Consider the following 22,805-nt stretch of genomic DNA (forward strand, 5'->3'; position numbering starts at 1 on the left):
GCGTGGAGGAGTTATTTGGCAGCGACCGTGTGCAAGGCAGGATTTTTGCCGATGCTGAGGAGGTTGGCCATGATGCGGAAGGAGCCGGGGACTCCGTCGGGCATCTGGCGGAAGAAGGCGTAGGAGAGGTAGACGTAGGTTCCCTTGCCGTAGGAGGCGTAGAGCAGGCCACCGCGCTGTGGGTCCTGGTCGACATCGTGCATCTCGGTGGGGGCCTTGTACTCGGGCGCCCAGGTGCGGGCGAAGCCGTGGCCGCGCTCTTCGACCCAGCCGTTGAAGTCGGCTTCGGTGATCTTGTTGGGGAAGTTGAGGACGGGATCGTTGGGGATGAGGGTGACCTTGTTGTCCTCTTCTACGACTTTTTCGGGGTCGCCGGAGATGGAGATGGGATAGGGGCCGTAGTTGTGATCGTACTCGGGGGTCTGGTACTGGACGATGACGGTGCCGCCGTTGTGGACGTACTCGAGGATGCGATTGTTGGAGCTCTTGAGCTCGGTGCGCGCGGCGTAGGAGCGGATGCCGAGGATGATGGCGTCGTAGGCGGAGAGATCTCCGTTGGCGATGTCCTGCGGAGAGAGGAAGGTGACGTTGATGCCGAGGTCCTGCAGGGAGCGGGCGACCTCATCGCCGGTTCCATTGACGTAGGCGACCTTGAGGCCGGGGGCGATCTTAATGTCGACGCCGGTGGTCCGGTAGACGGAGTTGCGATAGGAGGGGTAGGGACGGATGCCGGGGTAGCCGGTGGTGACGAAGCCCTGGCTGTACTGGCGACCGTCGTAGTCCGCGACGGCGGTGATGGTGTAGGGCTGAGCCTTGACGTCGGTGGGCGTGATGTCGAAGTTGACGACCTCTTCGTCGCCGCTGCTGGCCATGGAGAAGGGAGCGGACTGGGGCTTGGAGTGCCAGCCCAGAGGAAGGTTCAGGAGGAGGGTTCCTTTGGCAGGGCCGTCGACGCTGCTGCGGACGGTGACCTGCAGGTGCAGGGAGGTGTTGGTGACGGGGACGACGCCGGCGTGGGGCGAGACGGTGACGGAGATGGCGGGCGCTACGAGGAGCGGCTCGGGCAGGGGACCGGGGCCGACGTAGCGGTGCATGGTCTGAACGACTCCCTCGAGCTGGGCGGGCACGCCGTGGAAGGTGTAGTGGAGCTCGGCGGTGAGAGGGTAGAGGGTGGTGGGAAGGCCGAGGTAGCGGGGGTCCTGGATGTCGTAGTACGGCTGCTCCAGGTTGGGGCGGATGAAGTAGGGACGGGTGATCTCGGCGTCTTTAGGGACGGTCGCGGAGATGAGCTGATCCTTCGCGTCGCCGGCGGCGAGGGTCCCCTTTGCGGGGACGGCGGGTGTAAAGATCCAGCCTTCGCCGGCGTGGGAGACGAGTTGCGTCGAGGTGATCTCGATGGGTTGGGTGCTCTGGTCGGAGATGTGGAGGTTGATGGCGAACTTCTCACCGGGGACGACGGTCTGAGCGCCGGGCTGCGGATTGTTTTCGCCGAAGAAGCCGCCGCGTCCTGGCGTGCCGTTGGAGATGGTGGCGAGGATGCTGAGGCTGAGGGACTGGCCGAGGGCGTCGTTGAACTGCTTCTGCTTGATGAGCAGTTCGTGGGTCATGTTGTACTTGGCATCGGCGGGAAGCTTGCTGGCGGCGAGGTCGGTGAGGAGGGTGTTGGTCTGGGCGAGACCCTGGGCGAGGATGGGGGCGATCGCTTCGGGCTTGCTGGCGTCGAATGCGGTGGATGCGGTCTCGACGAGGGCGTTGAGCTGGGTGAGGCGGGTCTTCCAGGCGGGCTGCTGGGCCTTGGGCGCGTAGTCGGCGATGGCGGGGAGCGAGGTGTCGATGCCGTCGAAGTAGGACTCCTCATGCTGCGGGAGCGTGGGGTTCACGCGCGACGCATAGAGGTGGTAGGGCGAGGCGAAGGGGCGTGGGGCGGGGATGCTGATGCCGCCGTTCTGGGACTTTTGCTCGGCGAGGCCTTCGCGGGCGAGGGTGAGGTAGGAGCGGGCGAGCAGGGCGTTGTACTTGCCTTCGGGGATAGAGAGGGTGGCGGAGGGAACGCCTTCGATCCAGGTGTTGTTGGTGTAGTTCTTGAAGCGGACTGGGGTCTCCCAGTGGCCGGTGGCGTAGTCGTAGATGCCTTTGTCTGTGACGCGGGCGAAGGGCACGCGAGCGTAGACCTTGAGCGGAGCCCAGGGGAGCAGTCCGGCTTTGATCTGGTCGGGGAAGACCTTGGGATCGGCGGCAGCGTTGAAGACCTCTTGAGCCATGACGCCCGCGGTCTGGTGGTGGCCGTGGCCGTCAGAGACGTTGCCGGCGAAGACGGAGGTGACGACAAGGGGGCGGGTGATGCGGACCTGGCGGACGACGTCGTAGAGGACGCGGTCGTGGCCCCAGGTCTTGAGGGCTTCGTCGAGAGATTTGGAGAAGCCGAAGTCGGCGACGCGGGTGAAGGCCTGATGGACGCCGAAGTAGTTGCCGGCGGCGAGGAGTTCCTGAGTGCGGAGGAGGCCTAGCTGATCCCAGTAGTCGGAGGACATGACGTTCTGGCCGCCTTCGCCGCGATTGAGCGTGAGGAGCGTGGTATCGACGCCCTGGTCGCGGCTCTCGTAGGCGAGCATGCCGCTGTCTTCGTCGTCGGGATGGGCCACGATGAGGATGAGGCTGCTGCGGGTGTGGAGCTTCTGGAGGCTCTGCCAGACGGCGGTAGCGCCACGGTCGACCGGAAGGGGAGTGGCGAAGGTTGAAGGATAGGAGACCGGAGCCTGAGCCTGCGATGCGACGGGGTTGCAGAGGAGCGAGGCAGAGAGCGCGAGGCAGAGCGCCAAGCGGGGGGAAGAGCTGAGAGTGCGGGGAGCTGCATCCAGTCGCATCGAAGGGACTCCTAAATCTTTCAAATCAAGATGGGAATAATTAGAAACAGAAAGTGTACAAGTGGGAATCGATGATCATGGATACCATGCTGCTCTGCCTTTGTAAAGGTTCCTACGATACTTGGGTTACTATTGAGCACGGACGACCGTAGAGGAGCAGTAACGCAGCCAGCATGCCCAAGACCTTTTCCTTCCCGCCTTTACCGTCGCCACGGACCATCCCCTCGCGGCCATCGCACCTGCGGCAGACCAATGCTCGCGGGCTGCTGCAGTTGTTGCAGGAGCACGACCCATGTTCGAAGGCGGACCTGGTTCGATACTCGGGATTAAGCGCTCCGACGGTGTCGAGCGGGATCGCTCATCTGGAGGCTTTGGGGCTGGTGGAGCAGCTTGGGGATGGCGAATCGAGCGGCGGACGGCCACCGGGATTGCTGCGCTTCAATGTGCGGCATGGCTATGTGGCTGCGGCAGATATCGGTGGAACGCGCGTACGGATGCTGCTGTCGGATATGGGTGGGAACGTCATTACGCAGTGGTCGGTGATGTTGAGTGCGAAGCAGAAGACCCCGGAGGGGGTCTGTAGTCTGGTGGTCGAAGGGCTGAAGACGATGTGCCGCCAGAGCGGGACGCCGGTGCGGAAGGTGCTCCATCTGACCGCGGGTGCGCCGGGTATCACCAATGTGGATACGGGTTTGGTGCTCTCCGCCCCGAATCTGGAAGGTTGGGACGATGTGCCACTTCGCGCCCTGCTGGAGCGTGAGGCGGGCATTCCCTGCATGGTGGAGAACGATACAAACCTTGCTGCTGTGGGGGAGTTCTGGCGTGGCGCTGCGAGCGGTGTGAACAACTTTGTCTTTATCGCCATGGGAACGGGCGTGGGCGCGGGCATCTTTATCAATGGGCAGCTGCATCGTGGCGCGAAGTGGAACGCGGGCGAGATCGGGTACTTCGGCGTGGGCGGGAAGAAGCGTCCGCCGATGAAGGTGCACGAGTTAGGTCAGTTGGAGCAGGCGATCGGCGGCCTGGGGATCGAAGGGGAGTGGCGGAAGATCCTGCAGCGAAACGACCCTGCGCGGGCTGGCGAATTGATTGACCAGCTGAATGCTTTGAAGGCGACGCAGATCTTCGATCTGGCGGCGGAGGGCGACCGTGCAGCCGGTGAGTTGGTGCGCTACACGGCGGGGATCCTGGCCGATACGATCGCGGACATCTCTTTGCTACTTAATCCCGATGTGGTGGTTTTGGGCGGTGGAGTGGGCTCCCATCCGGAGCTCTGCCGGGGGACGGAGAAGCTGGTGCAACGTCATGAGTTTGCTCAGCCGATGCTGCGTTCCAGCAGCCTCGGAACACAGGCGCAACTCTTTGGAGCAGTGTCGATAAGCCTCGCAGCCGTGGAAGAGCAGATTCTCGATTAGCTTCGTTTAACCATGGCTTGGCCGGGTGGGTCATTCTCCTGAAATTCTTTTTCTGTTGACATCCCTGTAGCGAAGCCATACGCTCAAAGCCACTCCGAACTTAATAAATATGTTTTAGTAAGTGGCATCATTTTCGCGAATCTGAAGGTTCCATCGCAGTCGCATCTCTCCAGGAGGCCGTACCGTGCTCTCATCTCTTCGCAACTCCGCTCTCTCCGTGCTGCTGGGCGCAACACTGGCCGCGACGGGCAGTGTCTCCGCCTATGCTCAATCGCAGTCGATCAATGGAACGATTCGTGGCCGCGCAGCCGACACGACCGGAGCTTCCCTGCCGGATACGACGATCGCAATCGTAAACACAGACGTCGGCTACACCAAGACGGTGACGACGGACGCAGAGGGCTACTTCGTTCTGCTGAACCTTCCGCTGGGAACGTACAAGATCTCGGTGAAGAAGACGGGCTTCTCGTCGGTGGACTATCAGTCGATCGTGCTGAACGCTGGTAAGGAGCTGACTCTGGACCCTGTGTTGACGGTGGGAGCGAATACTACGGAGATAGAAGTCACGGCGAATACCGCGGGCATCGACCCTTCGACGCTCAACCTGCAGCGTACGCTGGATGCACGAGAGATCCAGAATCTTCCGCTGACTTCGCGGAACCCTTACAACTTCATTCTGTTTCAGCCGGGAGTTAGTGGCCACCCTAATCAAGAGTTGGGGATCCCGCGCACGATTAATACGAACGGGTTGCTGGATCGCATTAATTACCAGATGGATGGCATGGTGAACACGGAGAGCGACCGCATCGGGCTACGGTTGTTCCCGATTGGCGAGATCTTTGTGAAGGAAGTGCAGACGGTCTCGAACAGCTTCGCCCCAGAGTTCGGCTGGACCTCAGGAAATGTTTATAACGTGATTTCGAATAACGGTACGAACAGCCTGCATGGCAAGTTCCAGTACATCCAGCGTTGGCAGGATGCGACTGCGTATCCCTTCTTTGCGAATAAAGCACTGCCAAAGACGAATATCGAGATGGAAGACGTTGAAGCGAACCTGGGTGGAAGGATCATCAAGGATAAGCTGTTCTTCTTTGGATCCTATGAGAAGATCACGCGCGGTTCGCCGGCCTCGGTGACGATTACGCCTGCGAACATCGCTGCTCTCGGACTGACTCCCGATCAAGTGGCTGCGGCTCCAGGATTGCTGCACGGAACGTTTGTGCTCGGACGCGGCGACTGGAACATCAATCGGAAGAACTCACTTTTTGTACGGTACAACTACTTCAAGAATGACTTTCCCTTCAACACGCAGGTGGGCGGACTGAACACCCGCAGCACGGGCACGGACTTCCTGGACCGCGCTCATGTGATCGGCGCGCAACTGATTACGACGGTGAACGACCACGCCATCAACGAACTGCGCTTCTCGTGGCCCTTCCGCAGCAACAGCCATTTTTCGCCGGCTGGCAGAGCGTCGGGTCCAGCGATCATCATCACCGGTGCTGCGAACATCGGGGCGTCGAGCATGGGTGGCGACCAATATAACGACAAGGTTCCCAGTGGTAGCGAGAACTTCAGCTATGTTCGTGGAGCGCACACCATGAAGTTCGGATTCAACATCTCCAAAATTATGAACCGACAACGGATAATGAGCTTTAACAACTACACGTTTAGTTCGGTGGCAAACTATCTTGCTGCGAAGAACGGTACGAATCCATACGCCTATACCCAGTTCCAGAGCCAGCAGGATACGCAGGGTCTCGGCTATGCCTCGCAGTTCATCGGCTTTTACGGGCAGGACACATGGCAGGCGACCAGGGACCTTACCGTGATCTACGGAATGCGGTATGACCGCTTCAAGAGCCCGAACGCCAATCCAAATGCGCCGTTCGTCAACTCCCGCAGCTTCAATACGCCGAATACGAACTTTTCGCCACGCATTGGTGTGTCGTACCGGGTGGGTGATAAGACAGTGATCAAGAGCTCAGTCGGCATGTTCTATCAAGCTCCCCCGACCAACACATGGTTCAATGCTCTGAATCTGGACGGCTCGAATCGCACCAGTTCTTATACTTACACGATGGCAACGCCAGTTCCAGCAGGCGCTCCGGCCTTCCCTGCTATTCCTTCAACGACGGGTGCTGCGCAGGCCCAGAATGTGACCACGGTCTCGCCGAAGTTCAAGAATGAATACACATGGAATGCGACCATGCAGTTGCAACAAGAGTTGGGGCGGCATGATGCGATGACGCTGGGCTATGTCATGGCGAGCGGACGGAACCTTCAGTTCCTCCGCAATATCAATCCCATCAACCCAATCGCCACGCTGTCAGACGGACGCCCGGTTTACAACTCGACGGTGAACTCGACGACCCGGTTGGATCCACGGTTCAACCAGATCAACCAGTTAGAGTCGGGTGCGAACTCGAGTTTCAATGCGCTGGTATTCAACTACACGCACTCCCTGGCGCGAGGCCTTCAGTGGAATGCGAACTACACCTACTCGCATTCGATTTCTGATGCGCCTGATGTGAATTCGTTCGAGCAAAGTATCGCCATCGAGGACACCTCGAACCGCCAGCGCGACCGAGGCAACAGCATCGTCAACCATCCGCATTCGTTCAACATGACTGCTGTGATTGAGCCGACATTCTCGTTGCAAAATCACGTAGTGAACGAGGTCGTCAATCACAATATGGTGGCGCTCCTGGCGAATGTAATGTCGGGCGATCAAGCCAGCATTTTGACCGGAGTATCGGTCAATGGCGATTCGTCTGTTGCGGCTGTTACACGTCCTATCGGCGTAGGACGCGATACGGTTCGCTCTCCGAGTGTCTATCAGATCGATGGCCGGTTCACCCGTACATTCCCCAAACTGTTCGATCGCCTCTCGACATCGTTCTTTCTGGAAGCGAATAACATCTTCAACCACACCAATGTCACAGGTATCGCAACGACACAATCTGTGGTTCCTCTGGTTATTACAAACGGTGTGGTCACCAATGCCAGCACCGCCGGTACCCCAAACAGTGCTCCCGTGGTCGTGCGCAGTTCGGTATTGGAAGCGCGTATCGTTCAGTGGGGTGTCGCAGCGCGCTGGTAGGAGTAGCCTCAATAGCAAGTTTGTCTTTGGCCTGAGCGGGGCGTGGATCGATTTGATTCACGCCCCTTTGGGTGAGTTTGGTAGCGATTCAACAGGAATGATTTAGGACGGTCCATGACGTTGCCAGTACAACCCAAGTCCAGTTTTCCGGCGCCGATCTACCGGGATACGGTTCTGGCGCAGATCTTTACCGATGCGAAGAAGTACTTTCTGGAGCCGCTGCTGGCGATCCAGTATGCTCACACCTTGATGCTAGGACGGCAGGGAATCATGGCGCGGCGTGAGGTCGCGGCTTGTCTGCGGGCTTTGGATGGACTCGACCTGGAGAAGATCCGGGGAGCTGTCTATGATGGCAGCTTTGAGGACCTCTTCTTCTTCATGGAGCGGGAGTTGGCCGCGCAGTGCGGCGTAGAGACCGCCGGCAAGATGCATACGGCGCGGAGCCGCAACGATATCGACCTGACGATGTATCGCATGGTGATGCGGGAGCGGCTGGCGGAGACGATGGCTAGTCTGCTGGAGGTTCGGAGGCAGTTGGTGGAGCTGGCCTGGACGCATCGGGCGAGCCTGATGCCTGCGTATACGCACAATCAGCCCGCGCAGCCTACGACGCTGGGACATTACCTAATGGCGATTCTCGAGTGCTTCGAGCGGGACTTCGAGCGGCTGAGGGAGGCTTCGGTGCGGGTGAATCGGTCTCCGATGGGAGCTTGCGCGATTACGACGACGGGCTTTCCGATCGACCGCTATTATGTGGCTTCGATGCTGGGCTTCGAGGGGCTGCAGATGAACTCTTACGGTGCGATTGCGGCGGTGGATTATCTGACGGAGAGCTGCTCGATGCTGGCGGTTTGTATGCTGAATCTGGGGCGTTTGGCGCAGGACTTCCTACAGTGGAGCAGTGTGGAGTTCGGTTACATTCGGCTGAGCGATGGGTATGTGCAGATCAGCAGCATCATGCCGCAGAAGCGGAATCCTGTCCCGCTGGAGCATGTGCGCGTGCTGTCGAGCAAGGCCATGACGCAGGCTCAGGCGGTTGTGGGAAGCGTTCACAACACGCCATTCACGGACATCAACGATAGCGAGGACGATCTGCAGCCAATGGTCTATAACGCGTTCGAGGATGCGGAGCGAGGCCTGAAGCTATTGGCTGGCGTTCTGGCGGAGATCGAGTTCCTGACGGATCATATGGCAGCTTGCGCCGATGCGAACTTCCTTACAGTGACAGAGTTGGCAGATACGCTGGTGCGCGAGACGGGAATGAGCTTCCGGACTGCGCATGAGATTGTGTCGGAGGCGGTGAAGGATCTCGATGGCGGATATGATGCGGAGAAGATGGCTGCTTCGGTCGAATATATTATGGCTGCGGATCATCGTGAGTTCGAGATGCCGGAGTTGGATCTATTGAGAAGGTCTTTGAATGCTGCGCACTTTGTAGCGGTACGGAAGGTTCCGGGAGGACCGGCGCTGGAGGCGTTGGAACCGGAGATTCTCCGGTCGCGCGCTTTGCTGGATGCCGATGCGTTGTGGCTGAAGAAGCAGACGGATGGATTTGAAGACGCCAGAGAGCGGGTTCGCAGCGCGGCGCGGGAGCTGCTGGCTGAATCTGAAGACGATGTTGCAGGCTAGTCCGGTTGAGGCTGGAGGGGCGGAGCTGGAGCGAGGGCTTTCGGCGCGGGCGGCGCTGGGGCTGAACATCATCGATATGGTGGGCGTTGGTCCGTTCGTCACGCTGCCTTTGATCGTGATTGCGATGGGTGGTCCGCAGGCGATGCTGGGTTGGTTGTTGGGGGCTTTGCTGTCGTTGTGCGATGGGTTGGTGTGGAGTGAGTTGGGGACGACGTATCCGGAGGCGGGCGGATCGTATGTCTATCTGCGAAAGCTGTATGGGGAGAAGGGGCTGGGACAGGCGGTTTCGTTTCTGTATGCCTGGCAGTTGCTGTTTAGCGCTCCGCTCTCGATCGCTTCGGGGTGCCTGGGGTTCTCGCAGTACATGTCTTACTTCTTCCCTCGTTCGGGGGAGCGGCTTTGGTCGTTTACGGTGCTGCACGTTCCGGTCGTGTTCAGCGGGCAGACGCTGATGGCGATGGCGCTTTGCTGCACTGCGTTGGTGATTCTCTATCGCAAGATCCGGTCGCTGGACCGGCTGATGCGCTGGTTGGGCGGTGCGGTGGTGCTGGCGCTGCTGGCTATTATCGTTACGGGTCTTACGCACTTCCATGCGAAGCTGGCGTTCGACTTTCCTGCAGGATCGTTTCATCTTGGTCCCGCGTTCTTTGCGGGGCTTGGTGCTGGGATGCTGATCTCGGCGTATGACTACTGGGGTTATTACAACGTCTGCTTCCTGGGTGCGGAGGTGCGCGATCCGCGGCGGACGATTCCGCTGGCTGTGCTTGGGTCGATTGCGATTGTGGGCACGCTGTATCTGCTGATGAACATCAGCGTGCTGGGCGTTTTGCCCTGGCACGATCTGACGGGAAATCTGAACGGCGATGCGCGGATGTTCACGATGGCGGTGTTCATGCAGCGGGCCTATGGCGCTGGTGCGGGCGCTCATGGTGCGGCGGTGGCGATCGTGGTGCTGATTGCGCTGGCGGCTTCGGCCTCGGTGCTGGCGCTGCTGCTGGGCTACTCGCGGATTCCGTATGCCGCGGCCAAGAGCGGGAACTTTCCAGCGGTGTTTGCGAAGGTGCATCCGAAGCACCATATTCCGCATGTGTCGCTGCTGACGCTGGGCGGAATGACGCTGTTCTGCTGCCTGTTCCGGCTGCAGGAGGTGATTACGACGCTGGTGGTGATTCGGATTCTGTTCCAGTTCCTGGCGCAGGGGATCGCGGTGTTGCTGCCTCGGCATCGCAGGGCTCGGCGGGAGCGGGGAGCGAAGAGTTTCAGAATGCCGCTTTATCCTTTGCCGGTGGTGTTGGCGCTCTGCGGCTTCCTGTTTATCCTCGTGTCGCGGCCGAACTTTCTACGGGAGATGCGGACGGCTGGGGTGATCCTCGCGGCAGGGGCGCTGGTGTATGGGGTGCGGATGTGGCGTGGTGTGGCTGAGGCTCGAGGCTAAGGCTACGGCTTAACGGTGATCCTTGGGATAACTGCTGATAAGAGTGGTTCTTGATGCTTGTGCTCCTCTTGTCTGCGTTTCCTTCGCTGAGGCCCCCTCCCCCCTTGCCTGGGAGTAAGTGGCTTTGTTTCTTCGGGATGCGGAGGGTCTTGCCTGCCAGATTCTTCGAAACAAAGGGGTTGTGGCCAAATGCGTCTTATTGCTGGGGTTACGGATGTTTCGATTGTTAAAGAGCTAAGCCCCGGATGGCCGGGGCTTTCTTTTTTGTTGCTGGTTTTATTTTATCAATCGGCACGGAACTAACGTGCCACTTCTGTTTCTTTTTTATCTTTTTTGTTTTTATTGGTTTATGGGGCTTGGGGCGGTTTTTGGGGCTTGACAGGCTTGCGAGGCAGTCGGAGGCGAGGCGATGTGGCTGGGGAGAGTTTGTGGTTCCCACCCTTCGCTAAAGACAAAGGCGCGAAGGATGGGGCACCCGGGCGTTTGGGCTTGGTTGGAGAGCAGGAGGAGGGGCGACCGCGGGTTCCGCTCTCCCTTACGTTTCAGTTAAAGAGAAGAGGCACGGTTTTCTACCGTGCCTCTTATTCAGCCATCCGGCTGATGGGTCTCGTTCTGCAATTATCTTTTCTTCAAATCATGGGGTGAAACATCGTCAGGACCGAGACAAAGAGCAGCCCAAACAGGATCAGCAATAACGGCCACCAACGATCCAACCACGGCCCCGACTCACTTGACGAACTCATCTTCTATGTTCTCCTTTCACCTCTTGTAGATCCTAATTGAGAACCGAAGGGCTGCTCAATCCGCCGGTTGGAATGGCGGGTGTTTTGTTTGCAATTTCGCCGACAATTTCACTGACATTGGGACGCGATCATGATGGAATATCCCTGTGCGAGATCGTGGATGGAGTGTGCTCTTTTTGGCGGTGTGGGTGTTCGTGGGGACGTGTTCCGCGATCGCGCAGTTGAGCGTGGCGGCTGATAAGTCTCCTGTGTTTGAGGTCGCCACCATCAAGCCTGCTGCTCCCTCTCCTGATGGTCATACTCATATCAACTATCCTGCGGATGGCGGGTTCAGCGCGTCGAACGTTACGCTTCTTGCGCTGATGGGGTGGGCCTATGGGATGCCCGAGAGGCAGATCCTCGATGGGCCTTCGTGGCTTGCTTCTGCCCGGTTTGACCTTAAGGCCAAGTCCGATGCGGAGACGGACAGCCAGCTTCGGAGCATCTCTTCAGAGCAGGGCCGTGAGTTGAAACGGCGCATGGTCGGGGCGCTGCTGGCTGAACGCTGCAGCGTCAAGCTCCACCAGGAGACTCGTGTACTGCCGGCGTACGATCTTGTGCTTGCTAAAGGCGGCTCGAAGCTGATGCCGACTCGATCCAATGGCAAGAACGTTAACGCTGGCCGTACCTATTTCAATGGACAAGGTCTGACTGCCGCCGTCATTGCCGAACAACTCTCGCATATCACGGGCCGTGTCGTTGTCGATAAGACGAATCTCTCCGATCGATACGACCTTAAGCTTCAGTGGACTCCGGATGATGTGGCTGTTGGCGATGATTCTGCACCTTCGCTTTTTACCGCGATTCAGGAGCAGCTTGGGCTTAAGCTTGAGTCGGCGAAAGAGCCTGTGCCTGTTATGGTCATTGATCATGTTGAGCTTCCTTCGGCTAATTAGTTGGTACACACTCTTTGTAATAGGAGAGGGGCCGGGGCTGCTTTTGTTGTGGTTCTTTTTCGTAGGGCTAAAGCCCTACGCTAATCCGAAGAGCAAGAGCAAGAGCAAGAGCAACAAGAACAACTACGAAATACAGAGGTCCTTCACTCCGTTCAGGATGACGGCGTAAAACAAACAACTGCAAACGCAACTACAACAGCAACGGAAACAACAACAACAACGGCAAGTGCAACCGCAGGTCGTTCGACTGCGTAACTCGCGATGAAGCTGCGAGTTACTTCGCTCAGGATGACAATTTCGTGGTGTGTTGAGTAATTTGTGATGTAGTTGATTAAGGCGGTGCGTTGGGGAGGTTGTGATCGCAGGAATTAGGAATTGTTGGTTGCCTGGATTGAGGCGCCTCTTCAACTGCTCCTGATTTTAGGCGGCTGCTCTGCCGATGACTTTGAGTACGGTGCCATCGATCTTTTGCAGGTACGCGACGATCTCGAACAGGTTTTTGGCCTGGGGATTTCCTGTCGCGCTGAGCATGCGCATGAGCACCTTGGGGGACTTTCCGAGATCGGCTCCGAGTTGGATGAAGCCTATCGTGCCGTTGATGTACTGCCGGAGAACGGATTTGCCGGTCTCGACATCCCCGGACACCATGCATCCGACGGCTTCACGCAGGAGCGCCCTGCGGAATCGCCGACTCTTCTGAAGGTCGGCTTTGACGGTCTCGTTGAAGCTTTTGGTTAATGGCATTATGGCTCCCGTTTGCGTTACTTGTACTCGCGCCAGAGTTGTTGCGCGGTTTCGATATCGGCTTGTTGCCGTTTCTTGGTGCCACCGCCGAGCAGTATGACGAGGGTATCTCCATCCTTGCCGAAGTAGACCCTGTAGCCGGGTCCGAAGTCCATTCGCAACTCCATGACCCCGGCTCCTACGCCCTTCGCGGCTAGACTTCCCCGGCTGAGCCGGTCCAGCGTGACGACGATCCGCGCCCTGGTGGTGTCATCGAGCTTCTCGTACCATCGCTCGAACGGATTGCGGCCGAGCCGGTCGATGTATTCCTGAAGCTCGATCACGGTAATTATGGTAGCACAAAAGATACTATCGTTGACTTGGTTCGTGACCTCGATGTGGGGTTCGTCCAGCTTGGAGGATCTTGATGTGGTTTGTAGCTCATCTTTGCGGAGATGGGAAAGATGGGGCGGCCTGGGTGGTGTTGGTGAGCCAGAGAGGGCCCGGGGCTGAAGCCCGCTTTTTTGTGGTTCTTTTTTTCGTAGGGCTAAAGCCCTACGCTAATCCGAACAGCAACAGCAGCTATGAGATACAGGGGACTTTCCCCCTTCGGTTCTAGGGTCAGAATGACGGCGTAAACAAGCAACTGCAACTAATGCAACCGCGATCGCGATTTATGATGGAAGCGTTCTGGTCATGGAGGTGTTGATGAACGCCGAGCAATTTACAGAGTCGCTTGTGGAGGAAGGTCCGAGGGGACTGTCGTCTCCGCTTGCGGCGTTGTGGTGGGATGCGAAGGGGGATTGGGCGAAGGCTCATGCGCTGGTGGATGCGCTGGAGACGAAGGAGGGTATGGCGGTGCATGCCTATCTGCATCGCAAGGAGGGATCTGATTGGAATGCGGATTATTGGTATGGGCGGTCAGGGAGGGATTTTCGCAGGGCTATGTTTGAGGCGGAGTGGATGGCTTTAGTTGAGGCACTATTGGCAGGGGCTGGGAAGGAGTGAGTTGAGGGCGTCTCGGGCAGAGAGACCCTTGGGCTGAAGCTTGTTTCTTGTTTGTTCTTTTCGTTTGGCTATAGTCCTGTGCAATTCGAACTGCAAAGCAACAGTAAATGCTGGGTCCTTCCCTTTCGCTTCGCTCTAGGGTCAGGATGACGGTATAAAACGAGTAACTGCAAAAGCAAGTGCGACAGCAACTGCAAAGGCAACCGCAGGTCCTTCGACTGCGTAACTCGCGATGAAGCTGCGAGTTACTTCGCTCAGGATGACAGATTTTTTTGGTTCTAGTTTAAGTTCTGGTTCTAGTTAGTTGGTTCTAGCGGAAGTTAGTTCATTCTAGTTTAGTTATGAAGTTAGTTAGCTCTAGTTGGTTCTGGTTCTGGTTCTGGTTTTAGTTTTAGTTTTAGTTCTGGAGTTCAACTTAGTTTGTGATGTTTGGTGGAATGGGTTACTGGGTGGAGAGGACTGAGACTCCGTAGGTGGGGAGGGTTAGGGTGGTTTTGGTGCCTCCGTTTAGGATGTCTTGCATAGGGGTGGGGAGGGTGATGGTCTGGGGGGATTTGTTGAAGTTGACCAGGATGTAGACCTTGCCGTTGGGGCCTTCGCGGGGGTAGACGTCGATGCCTTCGGGGAGTTTGCCTAGTTTGGGTTGGACGTGGCTGATGTCTAGCATCCATTTGGCGGCTTTGGTCATGGTGGTGGGGTCGAGGTAGGCGCCGATGTAGGTGATGCTGCCTTTGCCTACTTTGCGGGTGATGGCGGCGGGCTGGTCGTCGAGCCAGCCGTTGGATTTGCCGAAGCGGAGGAGGACTTTCGTGTCGGGGGATTGGGTGGAGAGGAGCTCGGCCCAGTCGGAGCTAGTTGCGGCGGTTTTGGTTGCGACGGTCTTGTTGCCTGTGGGCTTGCTTCCTTCGGTCCATGCACCGTAGACGGGGATGGGGTCGGTGAGGGCGTAGTACTGCTCTACTCTGCCGCCGAGGATGGAGGCGAGGGGGCCGGGTTGGCGTTGGGTTTGGAGGGTGTTGTCGGCGTCCTTCATGGCGGTGCGCTGGCCGAGGACGAGGTTGCCGCCCTGCTCGACGTAGGCGATGAGGTTTTTGGCCTCGGCGTCGGAGAGGACGTTGAGGCCGGGGGCTACGACGAGCTTGTACTGGGTGAGGGAGACGGAGGGGCTGACGATGTCGACGGACTGGCTGAGGTCGCGGAGGGGCTTGTAGTAGCTGACGATCTCGGAGACGGGATCGTAGTTGGTGTTGTGGCGTTGCCAGTTGATGGCCCAGCGCGAGTCGTAGGAGTGGAGGATGGCGACGTCGGATTTGACGGAGGTTCCGGCGAGGGCGGGGGCGGCTTTGGCGAACTCGGCTCCTAGCTGGGCGACTTCGGTGTAGAGGGGGACGGGGGTGCCGTCGGGTCCGACGAGGGTGCCGTGGTACTGCTCCTGGCCGTTGAGGGCGGAGCGCCACTGCCAGTAGCTGACGGCGTCGGCTCCGTGGCCGATGGCGTGCCAGGCCATGGCGCGGACCTCGCCCTTGTCGAGGGAGTTGTTGATCTTCTGCCAGTTGACGAAGCCGGGCTGGGTCTCCATGACCCAGAAGTTTTTGCGGAGGAAGCCGCGGGTGAGGTCGTGGGCGGCTCCGTTGCGGTAGGGGTCGAGCTGGCCCTGGCCGACGTAGTCGTCCCAGGAGGCGAGGTCGAGGTCCTGCGAGACGGTGTAGTGGTCGTAGCCATCGAACCAGCCCATCATGTTGGTGGTGATGAACTGGCGAGGCTCGGAGTTGGCGCGAATGACCTCGGTCTGGTTCTTCTGGTAGCTGCGCCAGGTGTCGGAGACGAAGCGCATCCAGCTCAGGAGGAGGCCGGGGTTGCCGTATTTGGTCTCGATGGGGACCTGGTTCCAGTTGGAGTAGGTCTCGCTCCAGTAAGAGGTGGTCCAGCGGGCGTTGAGGTTGTCGAGGGTGGAGTAGCGGGCTTTGAGCCAGTCCTGGAACTGGGCTTTGGTGGCGTCGTCGAAGGAGACGTTGGCGTACTCGTTGTCGATCTGCCAGCCGATGACCCAGGGGTTGTGGCCGAAGCGTTTGGCGAGCTGCTCGGCCATGCCGCGGGAGAGCTGGCGATATTTGGGGTTGGCCCAGTTGAACTGCTGGCGGTTGCCGTGCTGATCCTTGCGGCCGTCTTCGAGGGTGCGGAGGGTCTCGGGGTACTTCTGGGTGAGCCATGCGGGTGGGGCGGCGCTGGGGGTGCCGATGACGGTGTAGATGCCGTGGCGTCCGGCGGCGGTGACGGCGTTGTCGAGCCAGTCGAGGTCGTAGTGGCCGTCGGAGGGCTCCATGCGGGACCAGGCGAACTCACCGACGCGGACCATGGTGATGCCGGCCTTCTGCATGAGGTCGAGGTCGGCGTCCCAGCGGGACTCGGGCCACTGCTCGGGGTACCAGGCGGCTCCGAGGACGAGGGCGGGCGGGGCGGAGGGAGTGACGGCCTGGGTGTTGGCGGTGGAGCAAGTGAGGGAGACGGCGCAGAGGATGAGGGTGGCGAGGCGGGAGTTCAAGCAGGTCTCTCCTTGGATGGCATGTTGCGGCGAAGGGGGAAGGGGTTGGGGAGGAGGGCTGGCGGCGAGCGGATGTAACGCTTTACACAAGCGGGATTTTGTCGTTTAGTGGGTACGGCTGTCAAGGGCTCTTCGCTGGGCCGCTGGTGACTTCACATAAGTTTGGCGATGGAGAAGAAGTTCATGTTGCGACGCGAGTTTATCAAGACTACGGGTGCGGTTCTTGCGAGTACAGCTTTGCCGGGTGTGGCTTTGGCTGCCGAGCCTGTGGCGCAGGGGCGGATGATTCTGCCGATCAATCGCGGGTGGCGGTTTGCGCCATTGAAGGTGGCGGGAGCGGAGACGGTGAAGTTCGATGACTCGAAGTTCGAGCGGGTGGTGATTCCGCATACGAATGTTAAGCTGCCGTGGCATAACTTCGATGACCGGTCGTATGAGTTTGTCTCGACGTACCGCCGGCGGTTCAAGTATCCGGCGGGAGCGAAGGGCAAGCGGGTGTTTGTGGACTTCGAGGGCGCGATGACGGCGTCGACGGTGTGGATCAACGGGGTGGCGCTGGGCGAGTACAAGGGCGGGTTTACGCCGTTCTCGTTTGAGCTGACGCCGCACCTGCGGACGGATGGAGAAAATATTCTGGTGGTGCAGGTGGACTCGACGGAGCGTGAGGATATTCCGCCGTTCGGCCATGAGATCGACTATCTGACGTTTGGAGGGATCTATCGCGAGGTGTCGCTGCGGGTGGTGCCGCAGGTTTATCTGGATAATATTTTTGCGCGGCCCAAGGATGTGTTGAGTGGTGCGCCTTCGCTGGAGGTGGATTGCTTTCTGGCGGGCAAGGCGGAGGGTTCTGCTGCGTTGTCGCTGGAGGTGGAGCTGCGCGATGGGGAGCGGGTGGTGGCGAAGGGCACGAGAGCTGTGACGCTGGTTCCAGGTGAGGACCCGGGAGCTGCGGCGAATCCGGTGACGAGCGCTCCGGTGTATGCGAGCACGCAGACGGTGACCGATCCGGCGCGGCATACCGTGGCGGTGACGGGATTGGGAACGGTGCAGCTTTGGGATCTGGAGAAGCCGCATCTTTATAGCGTCCATGTGAGACTGCTGGCGGGCGGGCAGGCGGTGGATGAGGACTCGCGGCGGATCGGGTTTCGCGAGGCGGTGTTTACGGACAAGGGATTCTCACTGAACGGCAAGGTGATCAAGCTGCGCGGGCTGGACCGGCACCAGACGTTTCCGTTTGTGGGGCAGGCGATGCCGCGGCGGGTGCAGCGCAAGGACGCGGAGATTCTGAGGAAGAATCTGCACTGCAACATCGTGCGGACGTCACACTATCCGCAGTCGCGGCACTTTCTGGATGCCTGCGATGAGTATGGCCTGCTGGTGCTGGAGGAGATTCCGGGGTGGCAGCATATTGGGCCGGAGCCGTGGAAGCAGGTCTCGATCGATAATGTGGGGCGGATGATTCGGCGGGATTGGAATCATCCTTCGGTGATTCTGTGGGGCGTGCGGATCAATGAGTCGCCGGACGACCATAGCTTCTATACGCGGACGAATGCGCTGGCGCATGCGCTGGACACTACGCGGCAGACGGGCGGGATTCGGACGTTCCAGACCTCGGAGTTTTTAGAAGATGTCTATACATGGAACGACTTCGACTTTCCGTTGAAGAAGCCGAATCATCCGCGGTATCTGAATACGGAGTTTGTGGGGCATACGTATCCGACGAAGGTGACGGACGACGACGAGCGGCAGCGGGAGCATACGCTGCGTCATGCGCGGATTCATAACCAGCTGGCGAGCGATCCGCAGTATGCGGGTGGGATCGGGTGGTGTGCGTTCGACTACAACACGCACTCGAACTTCGGGGCGGGAGACAGGATCTGCTACCACGGGGTGACGGATATCTTTCGTGAGCCGAAGCCGGCGGCGGGCTTTTATAAGTCGCAGTGCGATCCGGCGGAGGAGATTGTGCTGGAGCCGGCGTTCCACTGGGCGCGGAGCGATGAGTCGAGAGATTTTACGAAGGCGGTGGTGTGCTCGAACTGCGACCACCTTAAATTTTCGATGCGAGAGCATAGCCTGGAGGGAAATCCGTGGGTGCTGATGGCGGAGCTCGATCCGGAGAGGGTGGAGTTCAACCATCTGAAATATGCGCCGTTTGTGCTGGACATGAGTAAGCTGGATCGCAGCAAGCTGAAGTTTCCGTGGGGCGACCTGAAGATCGATGGGTATATCGATGGGAAGCTGGTGATCTCGAAGTCGCTCTCGGGGCTGGGGGCGGACCAGAAGTTTGCCTTGGTTGCGGACGACCGAACGCTGGAGGCGGACGGAGCGGACGCGACCCGGGTGGTGATGCGGGTGACGGACGAGTTTGGCGCACTGCGGACGTATGCGGACGATCCGGTGGTGCTGACGATGGAGGGACCGGCGGATTTGATCGGGGATAGCCCGTTTTCTTTGATCGGCGGGACCGGCGCGGTGTGGGTTCGGGCGAAGGAGAGCGCGGGAACGGTTCGACTGACGGCGAAGCATCCACGATTGGGGTCGCAGACAGTGGAGATTACTTTGACTGCAGTGGCGGCGGAGAACGTTTTGGAGATGCATCTCTACAAATAAAGTGTGCTCCAAACGCAGCACGAGCCGCCCGGTTGGGCGGCTCGTGCAATGGCCAGTCACTGGCCTCCTGAATATGCTCCCCTCCGGGAGCTGCATCCTATCCGACGACCGCACCATCCATGGGCGTTGGTTCTTTCGGGGAAGGGCATCGAACAGCACGGAGGCTTACTTTGGTAAATTTCCGTGTTTCCGCTTTGCAGCGACGCAATTGATTAGAGCAATCTGCGTGCCAAAGCTGAAGTATGGATTTGCTGGGCTTTTGAGAAACGCCAGAGGGCTGAACTCTAAAAATTGAAGACTGGCGGCGGATGGCATCCGTAATTCTGGAGATTGAGGGGTGTTTGGGAAGGATGGCTCCGTTGTGACTGGCTTGGGGCGCGGCTGGTTTGACCGTGTTCCGGGGCGGCTCTATAATTCAGGGAGTTCTGCCAACCCCCTCCGATCTTCCAGCCAAATTGGTTTGTCGGGTGGCTGCTGTTGATTGGGGTCTTTGGGGTTCATGGTGTCCGCCTCGTTCTTCGGGAATCGGGAATCGGAACGATGCGGCCCACAGTACTCGGGTGGAGTAGATGCAGAGCATGGCAGGAGCACCTAGCGGTGCGTTCGCGCCCACGAGATATCCGGAGTACGCAGTTCAGACTGATGATCGCCTAAGGAGTACCAAAGACCGCATGAATCGTAACCTAGTACTTGTCTCCGCCCTTGGCGCGGGATTGATGACCGCCGCCGGGGTAGCTCAGACTGCTCCCCAGGCACCTGCTGCTCCCGCAACCCAGGCCGCTCCCGCGGCTGCTCCGGTCGCCCCACAGGCTATTCCCGCGAAGATTGCGCTGGTAGCGTTCGAGCAGGCGGTGTTTGCGACGAACGAAGGCCAGAAGGCTGTGCAGGATGTCCAGAAGAAGTATGAGCCGAAGAAGGCCCAGATCGATACGCTGGCTCAAGAGGTCGAGTCTCTGAAGAAGCAGCTGCAGAGCGCTCCGGCTACGCTGAGCGACGAAGAGCGTGCCTCGCGCCTGAAGGCGATCGATACGAAGGAAAAGCAGCTGAACCGCGATGCGGAAGATGCGCAGACGGCCTATAACGCTGATTTGCAAGAGGCTTATGCCAAGGTCGCACAGAAGGTTTCGGTTACGTTGAAAACTTATGTAGCCAACAACGGCTTCACGCTGCTGCTGGATGTGAGCAATCAGCAGAGTGCTGTGATGTGGGCGGTACAGAATACCGATGTGACGCAGGCGGTTGTGGATGCTTACAACACCTCTTCGGGTGTGGCTGCTCCGGCTCCTTCGGCACCTTCGGCGGGACGCCCGGCGCGTCCGAGCGGAACGACTACGACGCCCCGGTCCACAACGCCCCGGCCTGCCACTCCTCCAAAATAGTCGGGAATTTGTTCCAGAGAGGAGCCCTTTCGAGGGCTCCTTTTTGCGTGTGGTTTTCCGTTCAATTCTGCACAGGTTTGTGGAAAAAACTGTGGATCCCGAAAAGGGACACGTCCGCCAGGGATAGTCAATGTCGGGCAAGATACATTAATGGCGAAAGATGGAGTCTCCGTAAAGGGTTGCTTTACAAGGATTTACAAGTCGAAATTCAGGCGGGCAAAATTCCCGATTTGAAACTGAGGCAACGTTTGGACTTCCGTCGGCTTTCCACAGCTCGAGGTTACGATAGGGTTACAAAATGGATTTAGGTGTAGCCGATTATCGCCGGACCTTCGCCTGGCACTGTGTTCCATTTGACCTTTTCCTAGTGCTTGATCGGCAGATGTGCTGAGGAACTTTAGATTTAATTCGCGGTGGGTCAATGATTTCCCGGAGATTCGCCGTCAACGCAGCGAATCGCCTGGGAGCTTTCTTTTTTAACGAAAGATTGTTGGGTTACTCTTCTCCGACTTTGAGGACGGCGAGGAAGGCTTCCTGTGGAATGTCTACTTTACCGATGCGCTTCATGCGCTTTTTGCCCTCTTTTTGCTTGTCGAGGAGCTTTTTCTTGCGGCTAATGTCTCCGCCGTAACATTTTGCGATTACGTTTTTGCGAATGGCGGTAACGGTCTCGCGGGCGATGACCTTGGAGCCGATGGCCGCCTGGATCGCGACCTCGAACATCTGGCGGGGGATGAGTTCGCGCATCTTGGAGACGAGGGCGCGGCCACGCTGCTGGGCGAAGTCCTTATGAATGATGATGGAGAGGGCATCGACGGGGTCGCCGCCGATGAGGATATCCATCTTGACCATTGGGGAGATCCAGGTGCCGGAGAGGACGTAGTCGAGCGAGGCGTATCCGCGGGAGACGGTCTTGAGGCGGTCGTAGAAGTCGAGGACGATCTCGTTGAGCGGCAGTTCGTAGGTGATCATGACGCGGGTGTCGGAGACGTACTCCATGTTTTGCTGGCGGCCGCGCTTTTCTTCGACGAGTTTCAGGATTCCGCCGACGTACTCCTCGTTGGTGAGGATCTTGGCGATGATGACGGGCTCTTCGATCTGCTCGATGTTGGAGGGATCGGGCCAGCGGGAGGGGTTGTCGACCTCGATGAGCGAGCCGTCGGTGAGGGTGATCTTGTAGCGGACGCCGGGTGCGGTGGTGATGAGGTCGAGGTCGTACTCGCGTTCGAGGCGCTCCTGAATGATCTCGAGGTGGAGGAGGCCGAGGAAGCCGCAGCGGAAGCCGAAGCCGAGGGCGACGGAGGACTCGGGCTCGAAGGAGAAGGAGGCGTCGTTGAGGCGGAGCTTTTCGAGAGCGTCGCGGAGCATGGCGTGCTCGTGGGAGTCGACGGTGTAGAGACCGGCGAAGACCATGGACTTGATGTCTTCGAAGCCGGGCAGGGCTTCGGCGCAGGGGCGGTCGACCTCGGTGATGGTGTCGCCGACCTTGGTGTCGGCTACGTTCTTGATGGTGGCGACGAAGAAGCCGACTTCGCCGGCGGAGAGCTCGAGGATCTCGACGGGCTTAGGGGTCATGACGCCCATGGACTCGACCTCGAAGCGGCGGTCGTTGGACATCACCTTGATCTTCATGCCCTTGCGGAGCTTGCCGTTGATGATGCGGGCGAGGACGATGACGCCTTTGTAGGGGTCGAACCAGCTATCGAATATGAGGGCCTGAAGCGGGGCGTCGGCCTCGCCTTTGGGGGGCGGAAGCAGGGTGACGACGGCTTCGAGGATGGAGGCTACGTTGAGGCCGGTCTTAGCGGAGACGGCGATGGCGTCGTCGGCGGGCAGGCCTACGGATTTCTCGATCATCTCCTTGGTGCGCTCGATGTCGGCGCTGGGGAGGTCGATCTTGTTGATGATAGGGATGATCTCGAGCCCGTTGGAGATGGCGAGATAGGCGTTGGCGAGAGTCTGGGCCTCTACGCCCTGGCTGGCGTCGACGACGAGGAGGGCGCCTTCGCAGGAGGCGAGGGAGCGGGAGACCTCGTAGGAGAAGTCGACGTGGCCGGGAGTGTCGATGAGGTTGAGCTGGTAGGTCTCGCCGTCGGCGGCCTGGTACATCATGCGGACGGTGTGGGCCTTGATGGTGATGCCGCGCTCGCGTTCAAGGTCCATGGCGTCAAGGACCTGCGCCTGCATCTCACGCGCGGTGAGGGAGCCGGTGAGCTCGAGGAGCCTGTCGGAGAGGGTGGACTTGCCGTGGTCGATGTGCGCGATGATCGCGAAGTTGCGGATGTGGCTTGGATCCATTGGAAGCGGGGTTCTCAGTAGCTATCTTAACACTGCGGCTGGATAGGCCCGAGCGTGCCCTATTGATTAGCTATTTATCGAAATGTCACAGTATTGAAACATCACCCGCCGAAACTCC

At 58.9% G+C, this 22,805-nt stretch carries 13 protein-coding genes; 8 read left to right on the forward strand and 5 right to left on the reverse strand.

The annotated features are described in order from the left end of the window. Window positions 1-11: 11 nt before the first annotated feature. On the reverse strand, window positions 12-2,864 hold the full coding sequence (locus HB393_RS12395; RefSeq protein ID WP_213805497.1) for a PIG-L family deacetylase: 2,853 nt from the start codon (window positions 2,862-2,864) through the stop codon (window positions 12-14). Between the two features lie 173 nt (window positions 2,865-3,037). Between HB393_RS12395 and HB393_RS12400 the strand changes: the two genes are divergently transcribed. From HB393_RS12400 to HB393_RS12420, 5 genes are all read left to right on the forward strand, one after another. After that, on the forward strand, window positions 3,038-4,279 hold the full coding sequence (locus tag HB393_RS12400; protein WP_213805498.1) for an ROK family transcriptional regulator: 1,242 nt from the start codon (window positions 3,038-3,040) through the stop codon (window positions 4,277-4,279). Between the two features lie 184 nt (window positions 4,280-4,463). Next, window positions 4,464-7,382, forward strand: coding sequence for a TonB-dependent receptor (locus tag HB393_RS12405; protein WP_213805499.1), 2,919 nt, complete (start codon window positions 4,464-4,466; stop codon window positions 7,380-7,382). A 114-nt stretch (window positions 7,383-7,496) separates the two neighbouring features. Continuing rightward, a complete protein-coding gene (argH, locus tag HB393_RS12410) occupies window positions 7,497-9,011 on the forward strand; it encodes an argininosuccinate lyase (RefSeq protein WP_213805500.1) in 1,515 nt (504 codons plus the stop codon). After that, complete coding sequence (locus HB393_RS12415; protein ID WP_255551037.1) at window positions 8,929-10,446, forward strand: APC family permease; 1,518 nt, start codon at window positions 8,929-8,931, stop codon at window positions 10,444-10,446. Before argH ends, HB393_RS12415 begins: the two co-directional genes overlap by 83 nt. Before the next feature lie 889 nt (window positions 10,447-11,335). Next, window positions 11,336-12,124 (forward strand): TIGR03435 family protein, encoded by a 789-nt coding sequence (locus tag HB393_RS12420; RefSeq protein ID WP_213805501.1) that lies wholly within the window; start codon window positions 11,336-11,338, stop codon window positions 12,122-12,124. Window positions 12,125-12,544: 420 nt separating this feature from the next. Here the strand turns inward: HB393_RS12420 and HB393_RS12425 are convergent, their stop codons facing one another. After that, on the reverse strand, window positions 12,545-12,868 hold the full coding sequence (locus tag HB393_RS12425; protein ID WP_213805502.1) for a transcriptional regulator: 324 nt from the start codon (window positions 12,866-12,868) through the stop codon (window positions 12,545-12,547). Window positions 12,869-12,885: 17 nt separating this feature from the next. Beyond that, the gene (locus HB393_RS12430; protein WP_345945173.1) at window positions 12,886-13,191 is read right to left on the reverse strand and encodes a type II toxin-antitoxin system RelE/ParE family toxin; all 306 of its coding nucleotides are present in this window, start codon (window positions 13,189-13,191) and stop codon (window positions 12,886-12,888) included. Window positions 13,192-13,555: 364 nt separating this feature from the next. Here HB393_RS12430 and HB393_RS12435 point away from each other — a divergent pair, with 364 nt between their 5' ends. Continuing rightward, on the forward strand, window positions 13,556-13,855 hold the full coding sequence (locus HB393_RS12435; RefSeq protein WP_213805503.1) for a hypothetical protein: 300 nt from the start codon (window positions 13,556-13,558) through the stop codon (window positions 13,853-13,855). Window positions 13,856-14,297: 442 nt separating this feature from the next. Here HB393_RS12435 and HB393_RS12440 read toward each other — a convergent pair whose 3' ends face one another. Continuing rightward, window positions 14,298-16,397 (reverse strand): beta-galactosidase, encoded by a 2,100-nt coding sequence (locus HB393_RS12440; protein WP_218623959.1) that lies wholly within the window; start codon window positions 16,395-16,397, stop codon window positions 14,298-14,300. Between the two features lie 183 nt (window positions 16,398-16,580). On the opposite strand from HB393_RS12440, the gene HB393_RS12445 reads away from it, so the two are divergent. Together HB393_RS12445 and HB393_RS12450 are read left to right on the forward strand one after the other, a co-directional pair. Next, window positions 16,581-19,010 carry a glycoside hydrolase family 2 TIM barrel-domain containing protein gene (locus HB393_RS12445; RefSeq protein WP_213805504.1) on the forward strand — a complete coding sequence of 810 codons (2,430 nt, stop codon included), beginning with the start codon at window positions 16,581-16,583 and terminating at the stop codon, window positions 19,008-19,010. Window positions 19,011-19,681: 671 nt separating this feature from the next. Further along, window positions 19,682-20,389 carry an OmpH family outer membrane protein gene (locus tag HB393_RS12450; RefSeq protein WP_213805505.1) on the forward strand — a complete coding sequence of 236 codons (708 nt, stop codon included), beginning with the start codon at window positions 19,682-19,684 and terminating at the stop codon, window positions 20,387-20,389. A 495-nt stretch (window positions 20,390-20,884) separates the two neighbouring features. On the opposite strand, the gene lepA is transcribed toward HB393_RS12450, so the two are convergent. Next, on the reverse strand, window positions 20,885-22,687 hold the full coding sequence (lepA, locus tag HB393_RS12455; protein ID WP_213805506.1) for a translation elongation factor 4: 1,803 nt from the start codon (window positions 22,685-22,687) through the stop codon (window positions 20,885-20,887). Window positions 22,688-22,805 lie beyond the last annotated feature (118 nt).

Origin of the sequence: Granulicella sp. dw_53 (assembly GCF_018449545.1) — a bacterium.
In the GTDB taxonomy this organism is placed as follows: Bacteria; Acidobacteriota; Terriglobia; order Terriglobales; family Acidobacteriaceae; genus Edaphobacter.